15 protein-coding genes are annotated in these 15,347 nt (G+C 33.5%); 13 read left to right on the top strand and 2 right to left on the bottom strand.

Going from position 1 to position 15,347, the window contains the following annotated elements; genetic code table 11:
• Complete coding sequence (locus L3X37_RS05075) at positions 1-768, bottom strand: tetratricopeptide repeat protein (RefSeq protein ID WP_237239087.1); 768 nt, start codon at positions 766-768, stop codon at positions 1-3.
• Positions 769-907: 139 nt separating this feature from the next.
• Between L3X37_RS05075 and recF the strand changes: the two genes are divergently transcribed.
• The 4 genes from recF to L3X37_RS05055 all read left to right on the top strand — a co-directional run bounded on the left by recF (position 908) and on the right by L3X37_RS05055 (position 3,235).
• Complete coding sequence (gene recF / locus L3X37_RS05070) at positions 908-1,987, top strand: DNA replication/repair protein RecF (protein WP_237239086.1); 1,080 nt, start codon at positions 908-910, stop codon at positions 1,985-1,987.
• Positions 1,988-2,346: 359 nt separating this feature from the next.
• A complete protein-coding gene (locus tag L3X37_RS05065; RefSeq protein WP_237239085.1) occupies positions 2,347-2,643 on the top strand; it encodes a DciA family protein in 297 nt (98 codons plus the stop codon).
• 98 nt (positions 2,644-2,741) lie between these two features.
• Complete coding sequence (locus L3X37_RS05060; protein ID WP_237239084.1) at positions 2,742-2,933, top strand: cold-shock protein; 192 nt, start codon at positions 2,742-2,744, stop codon at positions 2,931-2,933.
• 110 nt (positions 2,934-3,043) lie between these two features.
• The gene (locus L3X37_RS05055) at positions 3,044-3,235 is read left to right on the top strand and encodes a cold-shock protein (RefSeq protein WP_237239083.1); all 192 of its coding nucleotides are present in this window, start codon (positions 3,044-3,046) and stop codon (positions 3,233-3,235) included.
• A 143-nt stretch (positions 3,236-3,378) separates the two neighbouring features.
• On the opposite strand, the gene L3X37_RS05050 is transcribed toward L3X37_RS05055, so the two are convergent.
• The gene (locus tag L3X37_RS05050; protein WP_237239082.1) at positions 3,379-3,798 is read right to left on the bottom strand and encodes a nucleoside-diphosphate kinase; all 420 of its coding nucleotides are present in this window, start codon (positions 3,796-3,798) and stop codon (positions 3,379-3,381) included.
• Positions 3,799-3,886: 88 nt separating this feature from the next.
• Between L3X37_RS05050 and L3X37_RS05045 the strand changes: the two genes are divergently transcribed.
• The 9 genes from L3X37_RS05045 (at position 3,887) to L3X37_RS05005 (ending at position 15,154) form a co-directional block, all read left to right on the top strand.
• Positions 3,887-4,906, top strand: coding sequence for a DHH family phosphoesterase (locus L3X37_RS05045; RefSeq protein WP_237239081.1), 1,020 nt, complete (start codon positions 3,887-3,889; stop codon positions 4,904-4,906).
• On the top strand, positions 4,899-5,447 hold the full coding sequence (gene gldI, locus L3X37_RS05040) for a gliding motility-associated peptidyl-prolyl isomerase GldI (RefSeq protein WP_237239080.1): 549 nt from the start codon (positions 4,899-4,901) through the stop codon (positions 5,445-5,447). Before L3X37_RS05045 ends, gldI begins: the two co-directional genes overlap by 8 nt.
• A gap of 3 nt (positions 5,448-5,450) precedes the next feature.
• Positions 5,451-6,569, top strand: coding sequence for a peptidylprolyl isomerase (locus L3X37_RS05035; protein WP_237239079.1), 1,119 nt, complete (start codon positions 5,451-5,453; stop codon positions 6,567-6,569).
• A gap of 50 nt (positions 6,570-6,619) precedes the next feature.
• Entirely contained in the window at positions 6,620-7,549 is a 930-nt protein-coding gene (lgt, locus tag L3X37_RS05030; RefSeq protein ID WP_237239078.1) for a prolipoprotein diacylglyceryl transferase, read from the top strand.
• A gap of 1 nt (position 7,550) precedes the next feature.
• Positions 7,551-8,036 carry a DUF192 domain-containing protein gene (locus L3X37_RS05025; RefSeq protein WP_237239077.1) on the top strand — a complete coding sequence of 162 codons (486 nt, stop codon included), beginning with the start codon at positions 7,551-7,553 and terminating at the stop codon, positions 8,034-8,036.
• A gap of 162 nt (positions 8,037-8,198) precedes the next feature.
• Positions 8,199-9,968, top strand: coding sequence for a glycoside hydrolase family 2 protein (locus L3X37_RS05020; protein WP_237239076.1), 1,770 nt, complete (start codon positions 8,199-8,201; stop codon positions 9,966-9,968).
• A gap of 418 nt (positions 9,969-10,386) precedes the next feature.
• The gene (locus L3X37_RS05015) at positions 10,387-11,508 is read left to right on the top strand and encodes a glycoside hydrolase family protein (protein ID WP_237239075.1); all 1,122 of its coding nucleotides are present in this window, start codon (positions 10,387-10,389) and stop codon (positions 11,506-11,508) included.
• A gap of 205 nt (positions 11,509-11,713) precedes the next feature.
• Positions 11,714-13,246: a sulfatase gene (locus tag L3X37_RS05010; RefSeq protein WP_237239074.1), complete on the top strand. Its 1,533-nt coding sequence runs from the start codon at positions 11,714-11,716 to the stop codon at positions 13,244-13,246.
• A 42-nt stretch (positions 13,247-13,288) separates the two neighbouring features.
• Positions 13,289-15,154: a heparinase II/III domain-containing protein gene (locus L3X37_RS05005; RefSeq protein ID WP_237239073.1), complete on the top strand. Its 1,866-nt coding sequence runs from the start codon at positions 13,289-13,291 to the stop codon at positions 15,152-15,154.
• Positions 15,155-15,347 lie beyond the last annotated feature (193 nt).

Genomic DNA, 15,347 nt, shown 5'->3' with positions numbered 1-15,347 from the left:
TTATTTACTTGCTAATACTTGTGCTTTTCCAATAAAAACATCAACATTTGTAGCTTCAGTAGATGTTGTATAATCGTCTTTTATTCTTTTAAAATACTTTAAGGCTTTATCTGCTTTACCCAAATCTAGAGCAATAGCACCAGCTTTGTGTAAATACATTGGTGTTGTGTATTCATTATCGCGCATTTCGGCAGCTTGCTCGTAATAGCTTAAAGCATCCTCCTTTTGGCCTAATTGCACAAAAGCATCGCCAATATTTCCTTTTGCTAAAGCTGCTAAAATTTCATCATCACTTTTAAAATTGCTTAAATGCTCAACGGCATTTTTGTAATCTTTAAGTTTTAAATAAGCTGTTCCTGCATAGTAACTTGCTAAATTAGCCGATGGTGTTCCGCTATATTCTTTAATAATATCTAGCATACCATATTTACCTTCGCCTCCATTAAGTGCTAAATTAAATAGTGAATCTTTTGCTACACCATTTACTGCCTGATCAAAATACTTTTGCGCTTGAAACATATCGTTCATAGCATTTAATTGTTTTGGTTTAGCTATATATTCTTTATAGCCTAAAGTACCTAAAACTAATACAGCCACAAGCCCTATGATAATAAAAATGTACTTTTGATTTTTCTCAACAAACGCTTCGGTTTTCGATGCCGTTTCATCAAGGGTATTAAAAACTTCAGCTGTTGTTGATCCTTCTTCGATATTTTGCTCTTTCTCAGCTTTGTTCTTTGCTTTATATTTTTTCTTATAAGTCGCCATTATATACTATCTATTTAATGTGGCGCAAAAATATAATTTTTCTTCATAACTAAAAGCCTATTTATTTGATATTTTTCAATAATTTGCACTTCATTTTAAAGCACCATAGCTTCTTAATACTTAATATCTTACTTTTTGTATGATTTTAAAATCGCTTTCGTTACTCAATTATAAAAATTTTGATAGTAAATCGTTCACTTTCAACAACAAAATAAACTGTATTGTTGGCAATAATGGTATTGGAAAAACCAATGTTTTAGATGCTATTTATCATCTATCCTTCGGAAAAAGTTATTTTAATCCGGTAGCTACGCAAAATATTAAGCACGATGAAGCTTTTTTTGTAATTAATGGTGATTATGAAAAAGATGATAAAACCGAAAAAGTAGCTATAAGCTTAAAACGCGGACAAAAAAAAGTAATAAAACGTAACGGAAAAGCGTACGAAAAATTTAGTGAGCATATTGGTTTTTTGCCATTGGTTATTATATCGCCAGCCGATAGAGATTTGATTATTGAAGGTAGCGATACACGCCGAAAGTTTATAGATAGTGTAATTTCGCAAAGCGACAAAAGCTACCTAACCCATGTAATTAAGTACAATAAAGTGTTGGCGCAACGCAATGCATTGCTTAAATATTTTGCACTTAACCATACGTTTAATAAAGATACTTTAGAGATTTACAATAACCAACTAACAGAATATGGGACTGTTATTTTTGAAAAACGAGATGCCTTTTTAAAAACCTTTATCCCTATTTTTAAGGCGCGTTATGAGGCTATTAGTAATGGCAATGAGCAAGTAGATTTGGCGTACCAAAGCCACTTGTTTGATGATGATTTAAACACACTTTTGCAAAATGCCATAAACAAAGATAAAGCCTTACAATATACAAGTGTTGGCGTACATAAAGACGATTTATTATTTAATATAGAGAGTCATCCTATTAAAAAATTCGGTAGCCAAGGTCAACAAAAATCGTTTTTAATTGCTTTAAAATTAGCACAATTTGATTTTATTAAAGTGCAAAGCGGTGTAAACCCTATTTTACTTTTAGATGATATTTTTGATAAATTAGATGAGCAACGCGTAGCACAAATTATTAAATTAGTTGATGATGAAAATTTTGGTCAACTTTTTATAAGCGACACGCATGCTGAACGCACCGAAAATGCTGTAAAACAGGTGCATCAAAGTTATGAGGTTTTTAGGTTGTAATATTAAAAAAGATAAATAACCATATAAACCTCTATGGATTCAATTAATTACTAAGCTAAAATTTGTAATACACATTTAGTTTATTAATTGACTTTGTAAAAAAAATTGTCGTTCTTTGTTTAATTGGTTAATATAAGTCCATATAAAACAATGCATATTCGTGAGTTTAAACGAACTTCTCCAAAAAACAAATTTAAATTTAAAAATACGATAGCAAACATGTGTTAGGGATTGTAGAGAAAAGCCCACAGTGAGTTACGAGAGAGGACTGTAGGACTTCGCAAAGCCCGCCCACTTACCCTGAGGTTCTTGAAGAATTTAGTAACGCCAAAAAAAAAATTAATAAAAAATACCGTCTTATGCCAAAACGCAACAACGAGCATATCAGTATCTCAGACGCTTTAAAAGAATTTGTTGAAACCAACAAACTTGAAAAAGGACTAAATAAAGTTAATGTTGCAGATGCATGGGTAAAGCTTATGGGTAATGGCGTAAACAACTACACGACAGCTGTAAATTTAGAGCGCGATACACTTTACGTACAATTAAGCTCTAGTGTATTGCGCGAAGAATTAAGTTATGGCAAACAAAAAATAATTGATATGCTTAACGAAGAATTGGGTAAAAATATTATTAAAAAACTGATATTACGTTAATTAGCTATTTGTAAAAAAGATAAAAAAACCGATTAAATACTAAATGCTATTACTTTTTGTATTACCTTTGTGGCTTAATTAAAATAATACATATTACAATGAGTAAAGGTACAGTAAAGTTTTTCAACGATTCTAAAGGTTTTGGATTTATAGTTGAAGAAGAAAACAACAAAGAACATTTCGTACACATTTCTGGATTAATCGATGAAATTCGTGAAGGTGACAATGTTGAATTCGATCTACAAGAAGGTAGAAAAGGATTAAACGCCGTAAACGTAAAAGTAATCTAATACATATACTTTAACAATTACAACTAAGAGTCTATCATTAATTTGATAGACTTTTTTTGTGGCATCAAGTTTGCTTACTTATTAGTAATTAATTTAATATTTAAAAAACAATGAGTAAAGGAACAGTAAAATTCTTCAACGATTCTAAAGGATTCGGGTTTATAACCGAAGAAGGTTCAAACAAAGAACATTTTGTTCACATTTCTGGATTAATCGATGAAATTCGCGAAGGCGACTTAGTAGAGTTTGATTTACAGGAAGGTAGAAAAGGCTTAAACGCCGTAAACGTAAAAGTAATTTAGTGTAAAAAAGACAATCTGAGATTTTTATGCTCAGTGTTCTAATAAATTTGTCATTCTCGCGAAAGCGGGAAACTATACTTTTTAAAACAAAAAATCCCGCAACTTGGTTGCAGGATTTTTTTAGTTGTATTTTAATGTTTAGCTTAAAACATCTCTCTACCCGAGAAATGAAAAGCACTTTCAATAGCTGCATTACCATCACTATCACTTCCATGAACAGCGTTTTCACTAATAGAAACCGCATACATTTTACGTATTGTTCCTTCAGCAGCATCCGCAGGATTTGTTGCACCAATTAAGGTTCTAAAATCTTCAACTGCATTATCTTTTTCTAAAATAGCCGCTACAATTGGGCCGCGAGTCATATATTCAACTAACTCACCAAAAAATGGGCGTTCGTTGTGTATTGCATAAAATGCCTCAGCATCTGCTTTTGTCATTTGCGTTAATTTCATTGCTACAATTCTAAATCCAGAAGCTGAAATTTTTTCTAATATTGCGCCAATGTGTCCTTTTTCAACAGCATCTGGCTTAAGCATAGTAAATGTTCTATTTGTTGCCATTATGTATTTTTTATTTTGGTGCAAAAGTAACGTATTTCTGATTAAAAACAAGTCTATCAAATTCTAAAAAATTGTATATTCGCTACCTATGACAAAAGCAGATATTAAAAGCATAAAGCAACTATTAGGTAAGCCAAAAAAAATAGTTATTGTACCACATAAAAATCCTGATGGAGACGCTATTGGTTCTACCTTAGCCCTATATCATTATTTAATAAAACACCAACATAATGCTACGGTTATGGTGCCAAACGATTATCCTAGATTTTTAAAATGGCTACCTGGAAATAACAACATTTTAAAACATGATATCGAAACCGAAGCTTGTGAAACGCATATTAAAAATGCCGATATTATTTTTACTTTAGATTTTAATGCTTTCCATAGAACAGGTAATATGGAAACTGTTTTGGCAGAAAGTGAGGCTTTAAAAATTATGATAGATCATCATCAAGCTCCTGATGGTTATGCAACTTATATGTATAGCGATGTAAATATGAGTTCTACTGCAGAAATGGTATATCATTTTATTGATAAGCTGGGTGACACCAATAGTATTGATTCTAACATTGCAACTTGTATTTATGTTGGAATTATGACTGATACAGGTTCATTCAGGTTTCCGTCAACCACAAGTAAAACGCATCAAATTATTGCAAATCTTATTGAAAAAGGTGCTGATAATACTGAAATACATAATAATGTTTACGATACTAATAGCTATGAAAGACTACAACTTTTAGGATGCGCGCTAAGTAACTTAAAAGTAATTACAGAATCAAGAACAGCATATATTACTTTATCTCAAGAGGAATTAAACCGTTTTAATTACAAAAAAGGCGATACCGAAGGTGTTGTTAACTATGGTTTATCGTTAGAAAATATTGTTTTTGCTGCCATTTTTATTGAAGATAAGCAAGAAGGTATTATAAAAATCTCGTTCAGATCAAAAGGCAACTTTTCTGTAAACGAATTTTCTCGTGTACATTTTAACGGTGGCGGACATACAAATGCTGCTGGCGGACGTAGTGAAACATCATTAAAAAATACAGTCGACAAATTTATTAGTATATTGCCTAGTTATAATAAAGCCCTAAATAATGACTGAACAATTAACAATACTACTTGCATTACTTATTTTATGTGGTTGCAAAACTCCTGAAGCCAGAAAACCCATTTCGGTAAAAACAGGTTCTTTTATTGATGCTTCAGTTGAGCGAAACAAACAACTAAATGCCAAAGAGCAGGCAAGTATTCAAAAAATAATGGCGCTTAAAAAAGACAATAATTACATTGCCTCAGAAAGTGGATTTTGGTATTACTACAATACTAAAACGGATATTGACACTTTAAAAACGCCTAATTTTGGTGATATTATAAACTACAATTATAATATTAAAGACTTAAATGGCGTGCTTATATATTCAAAAGAAGACATTAAAACGAAAACCTACGCCATGGATAAGGAAGAATTATTTACGGGTTTACGTGAAGGCTTAAAACTTATGAAAACTGGCGAAACTGTTACGTTTTTATTTCCATCTCAAAAAGCTTATGGTTATTATGGCGATCAAAATAAAATAGGCTCAAATAGACCATTAATTTGCGAAGTAACCGTTAACTCTATTACCCAAAATCAATCTAAATAAATTATGCGAATTATTAAATTTTTAAGTTTAGTATTATTAATAAACTTAACTTCTTGTAAAGTACAATATCCAGATCTTGAAGATGGTATGTATGCCGAATTTATTACCACAAAAGGCGTTATGATTGCCAAATTAGAATATAAAAAAGCCCCCATTACTGTAGCAAATTTTGTTTCACTTGCCGAAGGAACAAATACTATGGTTGACAGTATTTATAAAGCAAAAAAGTACTACAACGGTTTAATATTTCATAGAATTAAAAATAATTTTATGATTCAAGGTGGCGACCCATTGGGTATAGGCACAGGAAATCCAGGTTATAAATTTAATGACGAATTTCATCCAGATTTAAAACATGATACTCTTGGTATTTTATCAATGGCTAATTCTGGAAAAAACACAAACGGCAGTCAGTTTTTTATAACCGAAACTCCTACGCCTCATTTAGATAATGTACATAGTGTTTTTGGAAAATTAATTTTAGGACAAGATGTTCTCGATACTATCTCCAATGTTAAAGTTGACACCAGAGACAAACCCGTTAAGGATGTGGTAATTAAAGAATTAAATATAATTAGAAAAGGAAAAGACGCTAAAAAGTTTGATGCTCCAAACATTTTTGTTAATCATTTTGCAGAAGTAGAACGTTTAGAAAAAGAAAAAACAGCAAAAGCAGAAGCTATTATTAAAGCCACCAAAGAGAAACTTAATAAACAACAAGAAAAAGCAATAACACTTCCTTCAGGGTTACAATACACCATTACAGAAAAGGGCAATGGTGAAAAATTAAATGAAACCCATAGCAGGGTTTTAACACATTATGCTGTTTATTTTGAAAACGGGAAACTATTGCAAACAAGCCGTTTAGAAACTGCCGAAGCACTAGATGCAGTTAACGAAAAGTATAAGTTAGCAGACCAATACCAGCCTTTTATTGCTAATTTAAGCCCAAATGCAAGAATGATTGCTGGATTTAAGGAAGGCTTGCAACAACTCAATGTTGGAGATAAAGCCACTTTATTTATACCTTATCATTTAGCTTATGGAGAAACAGGAAGTAGAGGTATTCCTCCAAAATCTAATATCATTTTTGAAGTTGAAGTTTTAGAAATTGTTAAATAATTTAGATACAGTTATAGCAAACCTTATATTTACGCTGAAAAACAAAACCTATGTATTTTTTAAAATTTGATTGGAATCCAGTAACAGGAATTGATATAGTTGGCAATTTTAAACTACATTTTTACAGCCTCATGTGGATTATTGCTTTTGTGGTTGGCTGGTATATTATGAAGCGTATTTTTACCAAAGAAAAAATTTCGTTTACCTATTTAGATCCTTTATTTATTTATACCGTTTTGGCAACCATGCTTGGTGCGCGTTTGGGTCATGTTTTATTTTATCAATCTGAGTTAATATCTGAAGACTTTTTTAGTGTTTTCTTACCATTTAGCTTTAAAAACGGAATTGAATTTACTGGTTTTCAAGGGCTTGCAAGCCATGGCGCAGCCATAGGTATTATTATAGGCATGTATTTATACCGAAAAAAATACAACTATAAATCTTTACTCTGGGTTTTAGACCGTGTTGTAATATCAGTAGCTTCTGGTGCTGTATTTATTAGAATTGGAAATTTTATAAACTCTGAGATTATTGGAAAAGTTACCGATTCTAATTTTGGTGTTCGGTTTATTCAAGATGAATATTACAAACGAGAAATTATTCAACTCACAGGCATAAAAGATGTAAAAAAAGCTTATGCAGCTATTACAGATAATCCTCAGTTTGCAGAATTATTAGAGAAAGTTCCATATAGACATCCAGCACAATTATACGAATCGTTTTGTTACATTTTTGTGTTTTTAATATTGTGGTATTTTTATTCTAAAACCCTTAAAAAAGACCAAACAGGTTTTCTTTTCGGATTGTTTTTAGTTTTACTTTGGACGGTTAGATTCTTTGTAGAATTTGTTAAAGAACCGCAAGGCGATGAATATATAAATTGGCTTGGTTTAAACACTGGGCAATGGTTAAGTATTCCGTTTGTAATAATAGGCTTGTATTTTATGTTTGTATATAAACCTAAAACCACTAGTAAATAAAATGTGTTTTAAGGCTTTAAAATTATTTTCATTAATACTAATTACAATAAGTATAACCGCTTGTAAAAATGATAAAAAAGTCATAAAACAAACCAAAGTTATATTTACTAAAGAAGGTGATCTTACCCTTTTTAAAACAACTACAGATTCAACACAAATAGTAATTGATATTGAAATTGCAGATACCGAATACGAAACTCAAACAGGTTTAATGTATAGAAATTCTATGCAAAACAACCAAGGCATGTTATTTGTTTTTAATGATGTTAGCGAGCGTTCCTTTTATATGAAAAACACCAAAATCCCGTTAGATATAATTTTTATTAATGATAATAATACCATTGTAAGCTTTCAAAAAAACGCAAAACCTTTAGATGAAAGCTCATTACCTTCAAACGCACCCGCTAAATATGTATTAGAAGTTAATGCTGGTTTAGTCGATACATGGAAACTCTCTGTAGGCGATAGTATAAGTTATACAAACTAGCTTCATCTAAAAAAAACACAACCTTTTTAAAGAGTTTGTAAAACGTGATACTGTAAATAAAAACACATAACTAAATCATTATAATTTGGGGTCAGATATATTTTTTATATATTGTGATGTGGCATATTCGTTAGAGTACTAAAAACGAAATAATTAATAAGAATGAAGACAATCTTATTTTTCATCTTAACCTTATCAATTGGAGCAAATGCCCAGTCTTTTATGATGAATCCCTATGGTAGGCAAAATACCACTTTACTCAATGGTAAGTGGAACGCCATCATTGATATGTACTCAAGAGGAGAGGTTAAAAAGTTTTATCAAAACCGCAAACCACGGTCGAAAACCGAGTTTATCGAATATTCTTTCGAGAATGGATTACGGCTCGATGTTCCGGGAGATTTTAACTCACAAACTCCTGAACTTAAGTATTATGAAGGAAACATATGGTATCAGCGTTATTTCAAAGTGAAGAAAAAACCTAGTAATAGACAATTTATCTATTTTGCAGCAGTAAGCTATGAAGCTACCGTTTGGCTCAATGGTATTGAAATTGGTCGTCATGAAGGTGGCTTTACTCCCTTTCAGTTTGAAGTTACTGATGTCTTGAAAGAAGGTGAAAATGACTTGGTAGTATTGGTTAACAATAACCGTAGAAAAGATGGTATTCCGGCTATGAACTTTGACTGGTGGAATTATGGTGGAATTACTCGTGATGTATTTTTCATTGAAACGCCATCAACCTATATTTTAGATTATAAATTACAACTAAACAAAGGAAGTAAAAATAAACTATCGGGTTATATAAAATTAGATGGTATAAATGTTGCACAACAGGTAGAAGTTTCGATACCCGAACTAAAGGTACATAAAACACTTGCCGCCGATGAAAATGGTTTGGCTGCTTTTGAAATTATTGCCAAACCACAACTATGGGAACCCGATTCCCCAAAAATGTACGATGTGAAATTTGTTAGCAATGGCGAAGCCATTCATGACAAAATAGGCTTCAGAACAATAGAGTTAAAGGGCACAGAAATATTACTTAATGGCAAACCTATCTTTTTAAAGGGTGTTAACTTTCATGAGGAAATACCTCAATTTATGGGTCGCGCTTGTTCCGATGCCGATGCGGCGATGATTCTAAATGAAGTCAAAGCATTAGGATGCAATTTTGCCAGAACCGCTCACTACCCTCAAAATGAACGCATCTTGCGCAAAGCAGAAGAGATGGGGATTACAATATGGGAAGAAATACCTATTTGGCAAGGCATTGAGTTTACCAATCCTATTATTCTAAAAAAGGCTGAAACCATGCTTCGTGAAATGATATATCGCGATAAAAATCGTTCCAATATTATTATCTGGAGTGTTGCAAACGAAACGTGGCCAACACCCGCCAGAGATAGCATATTGAGTGAATTAGTTTCGTTAACAAGAGCTTTGGATGACACACGTCTGGTAGGTGCTGCTTTTAATAATGCTAAATTCAACAAGTTAACATCAACCTTTAACATGAACGATAATCTTGCCAAGGTAGTTGATGTAGTGGGCATTAACGAATACGTAGGTTGGTATCAACCTTTTCCTACTGAACCTGAAAATATAAAATGGAATGTGGCTAATAATAAGCCGCTAATAATGTCAGAATTTGGCAGTGAAGCGCTTTATGGCCAGCATGGTGAGGCAGATGTAGCTTCTTCATGGAGTGAAGAATATCAGGAAAATAATTACAAAAAGAACCTGAGGATGTTCGAAAATATTCCTAACCTCTCTGGCATAGCTCCATGGGTTTTATTCGATTTCCGTTCACCCCTCCGGTGTCATCAAAGCAACCAGGAGGGATGGAATAGAAAGGGAGTGGTTTCTAACAAAGGACAACGCAAAAAAGCCTGGTATGTAATGAATCAATATTATAGTGAAACTAAATGATACTTATGTACTATGTTTTAGAAAAGCAGTAGAGATAAAAAAAAACAATACTACTAATACTTTGTTGTACTTTATTTTGAAACATACCAAGATGATAAAGGTTTTGTTAAAATAACATTTTATGGAAATAGAAAACTTAAATACCGTTCTAAGTGAGTCTAAGGTGAAAAACACGAAAAAGAACTTTGGAAAGCCATGGATCCAATATAAATGATTATATAAACAATCATTTAGGTTGGTGTCTGCGGAATATCCAGATTGGTCTTTTCAGACAGGTTATTATATAGGTTCTAAAATTGTCCAGTATTAATTTGAGACAAGTGCGAATAAAGAAGAAGACATAAAATAACAAACTATTTATATTCAGGCCGTTATATATTATACTATAACAATAAGAAACAATAATAAATTTTAAATAATGAGACTAAAAAAAATACTGATACTGATATTCTGCATTATAACATCATTCTCCTGCCGGAATAATTCTACACCGAGTAGTATTAAAAGCGTAGAAACAAGAGACTATACGAATTTGCGTTTTGATACGTTGTCAACCAATGTGGTAGATAATTTTTTTAATCATTCAAAAAGTAAACATGTTCTTGTAGAACCAGAATATTTTGTGTGGGGACTGTCTGTTATTGAATGGAAAGGTAAATACCATGCCTATTATGCACGGTGGAAAAGAAAAGATGGATTTAGTGCTTGGATGACAGACTGCGAAATAGCCCATGCTGTTTCTACAACTCCTGAAGGTCCATTTGAATTTGTAAATGTTGTTCTAGAAAGCAGAAAAAATAGTGGCTGGGATATTAACAATTCTCATAATCCTTATTCCATAGTTGCAAATGGCAAGATTTGCTTATACTATATTTCAAATGATATTACCAAATACAGCACAACCGAAAACGGAACACTTAAGCAACCCGATAGCTCCTGGCTTTCCTCAAACAGAAAATTATTGAGAAACAGTCAGCGTATTGGTGTAGCTATTGCGGAAGACCCATCTGGTCCTTTTATTCGATCCGAAAAACCAATCGTTGAACCAGACAATATTAAATTTAAAAACATAGCTGTAAATCCGTCAGTAGCCTTTCATAACAACCAATACACTATGATTATGAAAAGTGATGATGTAAATAAAGAAGAGTGGTTTAGAATTCAATTGGTAGGTAAAGCGCCAAAACCTGATGGTCCTTTCCAATTTTCTTCAAAACCGGTTTACGATAAAGTGCAAACGGAAGATGCCTGTATGTGGTTTGATAATGTCCTCAATACTTATTATATGGTTTGCCATGTGATGGGGAAAAGTGAATTGGCTCTTTTTAAATCAGAAAATGGATCTGACTGGCAGCCTGATGACAGAAAAATATTTATGAAAAAAGAATTCTCTCTTTCAGATGGGACTATTTGGAAACCTGAACGTGTTGAACGTCCTTTTGTTTTAACAGATAAAACAGGAAAACCTGTTATGATTTATGTTGCTGTTTTTGATAAAAATGTAACTGGCAATATTGCGATTCCAATAAAAATAGAATAGAAATATAAATTTAAATATCGATATAAGATAAAGGTAAATTTAAATAAAGTATCGAATGATATAAAGTTTAATTCGGAAAGTGTAAATAGCTACAAAGTTAGATGCAATTAAAAGTACAGCAGGTAATTTAATCGCAGTACTTCATGCTAACAACGCTAATTCATTGAAAATTTGGCTATAAAATTAATATTCTAATATTTCAATCATGAAAAAGTTAATAACTATTACATTTCTTGGAGTTTTGATGTTAAATGCTTGTGTATCAAATCAGAACACAAAAAAGAAAAAACCTAACATACTTTTTATAGCGGTGGACGATTTACGCCCAGAATTAAATTGTTTTGGTGCCAATCACATGAGAACACCAAATTTTGACAGGTTGGCTAAGATGGGAGTTCTTTTTAGTCGTGCTTATTGCCAACAGGCTGTTTGTGCCCCCTCACGAAATAGTTTGTTAACTGGCTTGCGGCCCGATGCCCTTGGAATATATGACCTTGCTACTTTCTTCCGTAAAAAGATACCCGATGTAGTTACACTTCCTCAGCATTTTAAAAATAACGGCTACCACACAGAGTCGATAGGAAAAATCTACCATATAGGACATGGAAACTCCGGCGATACTTTATCATGGTCGATACCAAAATGGAATATGGAACATGAAACCAAAAAATTGGTGAAAATTACAAGTGGAGATACTGTTGGCCTCGAACATGATTTTCCTTCCATAGATGGAAAAAAATTACCATGGTATTGTTCAAATGCTCCAGAAAAAAATATGTCGGATGCAATGATTGCTAACCATGCCGTGAGGCGAATGCAAGAATTAAAAGATGATAACAAACCTTTTTTCCTTGGCGTTGGTTTTAAAAAACCACACCTACCATTTGTGGCTCCTAAAAAATATTGGGACATGTATAATCCGGCCTCAATTGAAATTCCAAACAGAAACACTCCTCAAGGAATGTATTTTCAAGCTTTGCAAAATTTTAGAGGAGAGAAACACTATAAAACCGTTAGTGGAGAACTAAGAAAATACCATGGAATCCAGAAAAAGGGGCATTTAACCGATGAAGAATCCGTAAAAATGATACATGGATACTATGCAACCGTTAGTATGATTGATGCTCAACTTGGAAAGCTGCTTGATGCATTGGAGGAAAACAATTTGGCAAAGAATACAATTGTTGTTCTTTGGGGTGATCACGGATGGAAACTTGGTGATTATGGTCACTGGTGTAAACATTCGAACATGGAAATGGATGTAAACGCTCCTCTATTCATTGCCGCACCAAATTACACAAAAGGTGAATTAAGCGAGTCGTTGGCCGAATTTGTTGATATTTACCCAACGCTTTGTGACTTGGCTGGCTTGGAACAACCACTTCATCTGGAAGGGCAAAGTCTGGTACCAATTTTAAAAGACACAAAAGCTATTGTAAACACTGTGGCAATTAGTCAATATCCACGTGGAAAAAAACTGGGTTACGATAGAAAGGAAGAAATTATGGGCTATAGCATGCGCACAAACAAATATCGCTTTACAAGCTGGCAAAAATATGAAAATCCAAGTGAAATTGTGGGTCTTGAATTATATGACCATTCTTCAGGAAATAAGGTAGCTAATAAAAATTTGGCAAACGATGAGGCCTATCAAAAAGTGATTAAAGAATTAAGTAATCAACTTCGCGAAGAATTACTAAAATACAAATTCTTACCTGGCGATAAAAGTAAGAATTAATAGTTCCGTTTTTGAAGTTTAAAATACCTAATACCAACTAAAATGAAATCAAAATTAAACCTAATCCTACTTTTGTGTCTAGCAATTTTCCTTGTTGCCACTGCCCAGGAGCAGGAAATTCAACCGCTCGAGAATCCCATGTCGGTACAGTACCTCAAAAAGAATTTAAAAAAGTCGCAACCACGGTTGGTCCTCAACTCAAAAATTGAGAAACAATTAAAGAAGAAACTAGCCAACAATCTGGTGGTGAAGAACATATACAAGGCAATACAGTTAAATGCCGAATCGGTTCTCGAACAAGATTTGCTTACACGTAAGATTAAGATACAAGGAAGGCGTTTACTGGGTACTTCCCGCGAAATGCTTTGGCGTGTAAATATGCTTGGCATGGTTTACCGAATGGAAAAGGATCCAAAAATACTAAACCGAATAAACGATGAGGTAATTGCGGTTTGTAATTTTTCCGACTGGAATCCTTCGCATTTTCTTGATGTAGCCGAAATGTCTATGGCAGTTGCATTAGCACTGGATTGGACAGGTGGCGATTTACCGAAATCAAGCATCGAAATGGCCAAAATAGCCCTTATTGAAAAGGGTATTAAACCTAGCTACCAGAAAGGAACTGCTGGTTTGTTAAACGGCCACAATAACTGGAATCAGGTGTGTAACGGTGGAATGATTGCCGCATCGATTGCCATTGCTGAAAAAGATCCAGAACTGGCTGCGAAAACTATTCAGCGTTCATTAAATGGCATACCTCATGCTCTGACGCAATACGGTCCTGATGGTGTTTATCCTGAAGGATCAACCTACTGGGAATATGGAACTAGTTTTTCGGTGATGACGGTTGCTATGTTGGAAAGTTCGTTCGGAACCGATTTTGGAATCACCGATTATCCGGCGTTTAAAGAAAGTGCCGTATTCAGATATCTAATGAATACACCTTCAGGGCAATATTTTAATTTTGCTGATTGTGGTGACAAACGCAGTAAGTTAGGCGACATTACACTGGCTTGGTTTGGTGTCAAAACAGGTAATCACGCTTTTTATGAAAAGGATAGGTTTTTAATGCCTGCCAAAGATATGGGAAAACTTTCGCGTTTGTCTGGTGCTGGATTGGTTTGGTTGGCCCAATACGAAAAAAAATCCGAACAGAAAATACCTACGGTTTGGAAAGGTGATGGATCTAATCCACTCGTGGTTTTTAAAGGAGATGAGAACGACACACACAATTATTATTTTGGAGGAAAAGGGGGAAGAGCCACAACAGGTCATGGTAATATGGATGCGGGCTCCTTTATTTTTGAATTAAATGGTGTGCGCTGGGCCATCGACCCTGGAAATCAGGGATATTACGAGCTTGAAAAAACAGGTTTCAATCTTTGGAAAAGTTGCCAAGATTGCCAACGATGGAACTTGCTTACAAAAAATAATTATGGTCACAACACCATTACCATAAACAATGCACTTTTTGTAAACAACGGGCAAGCCACACTCGAGTACTTTCAGGCGGGAGAAAAACCAAAGGCTACCTTTGACCTGACGGCTATTTATGGAGAAAATGTAACTAGTGCAAAACGTACGTTTATAAAAGACGGCCCGGTTTCAGTTGTTATAGAAGATGAAATTGAAACTTCAGATAAAACAGAATTAATTACCTGGCAATTTATGACTACCGCCGATGTGGAATTTGTAAACGGTGGTGCCCTGCTAGAAAAAGATGGAAAAACATTAAAAATTGAAAACCTTTCACACCCAGAATTGAGTTTCTCGCTTGTTTCTCTTTATCCTGCACCCATGAAATTGGATCGCCAAATTGTAGGATTAAAACGTGTGGAATTAAGAATTCCTGCATGGACTATTAAAGGAAGTGCTACGAAAATTAAGGTACGGCTTATAGGAGAATAAACTTAATTTCATCATTGTAAATTACTACTGATGCGTTAAAAATTATTACTAAAAATTTAATTGTTCGTTGATATAGTTAAATCAAAATAAAACGTCATAATTTTACATAAAAAAATAGTTCATCAGGATTATAATTGTATTTACGTCTAATTGCTTTTGCTTGTGCCCATTTTTTCTCTATTGGATTTAAATC

Origin of the sequence: Wocania arenilitoris (assembly GCF_021728535.1) — a bacterium.
Classification (GTDB): Bacteria; Bacteroidota; Bacteroidia; order Flavobacteriales; family Flavobacteriaceae; genus Wocania_A; species Wocania_A arenilitoris.
Note: the sequence above shows the minus strand (reverse complement) of the source record. Positions and strands in the feature narration are given on the sequence as shown.

What these genes read in the sequence shown, in the direction of transcription:
- L3X37_RS05075 (WP_237239087.1), bottom strand. Translation starts at nt 768, where the DNA reads ATGGCGACTTATAAGAAAAAATATAAAGCAAAGAACAAAGCTGAGAAA.
- recF (WP_237239086.1), top strand. Translation starts at nt 908, where the DNA reads ATGATTTTAAAATCGCTTTCGTTACTCAATTATAAAAATTTTGATAGT.
- L3X37_RS05065 (WP_237239085.1), top strand. Translation starts at nt 2,347, where the DNA reads ATGCCAAAACGCAACAACGAGCATATCAGTATCTCAGACGCTTTAAAA.
- L3X37_RS05060 (WP_237239084.1), top strand. Translation starts at nt 2,742, where the DNA reads ATGAGTAAAGGTACAGTAAAGTTTTTCAACGATTCTAAAGGTTTTGGA.
- L3X37_RS05055 (WP_237239083.1), top strand. Translation starts at nt 3,044, where the DNA reads ATGAGTAAAGGAACAGTAAAATTCTTCAACGATTCTAAAGGATTCGGG.
- L3X37_RS05050 (WP_237239082.1), bottom strand. Translation starts at nt 3,798, where the DNA reads ATGGCAACAAATAGAACATTTACTATGCTTAAGCCAGATGCTGTTGAA.
- L3X37_RS05045 (WP_237239081.1), top strand. Translation starts at nt 3,887, where the DNA reads ATGACAAAAGCAGATATTAAAAGCATAAAGCAACTATTAGGTAAGCCA.
- gldI (WP_237239080.1), top strand. Translation starts at nt 4,899, where the DNA reads ATGACTGAACAATTAACAATACTACTTGCATTACTTATTTTATGTGGT.
- L3X37_RS05035 (WP_237239079.1), top strand. Translation starts at nt 5,451, where the DNA reads ATGCGAATTATTAAATTTTTAAGTTTAGTATTATTAATAAACTTAACT.
- lgt (WP_237239078.1), top strand. Translation starts at nt 6,620, where the DNA reads ATGTATTTTTTAAAATTTGATTGGAATCCAGTAACAGGAATTGATATA.
- L3X37_RS05025 (WP_237239077.1), top strand. Translation starts at nt 7,551, where the DNA reads ATGTGTTTTAAGGCTTTAAAATTATTTTCATTAATACTAATTACAATA.
- L3X37_RS05020 (WP_237239076.1), top strand. Translation starts at nt 8,199, where the DNA reads ATGAAGACAATCTTATTTTTCATCTTAACCTTATCAATTGGAGCAAAT.
- L3X37_RS05015 (WP_237239075.1), top strand. Translation starts at nt 10,387, where the DNA reads ATGAGACTAAAAAAAATACTGATACTGATATTCTGCATTATAACATCA.
- L3X37_RS05010 (WP_237239074.1), top strand. Translation starts at nt 11,714, where the DNA reads ATGAAAAAGTTAATAACTATTACATTTCTTGGAGTTTTGATGTTAAAT.
- L3X37_RS05005 (WP_237239073.1), top strand. Translation starts at nt 13,289, where the DNA reads ATGAAATCAAAATTAAACCTAATCCTACTTTTGTGTCTAGCAATTTTC.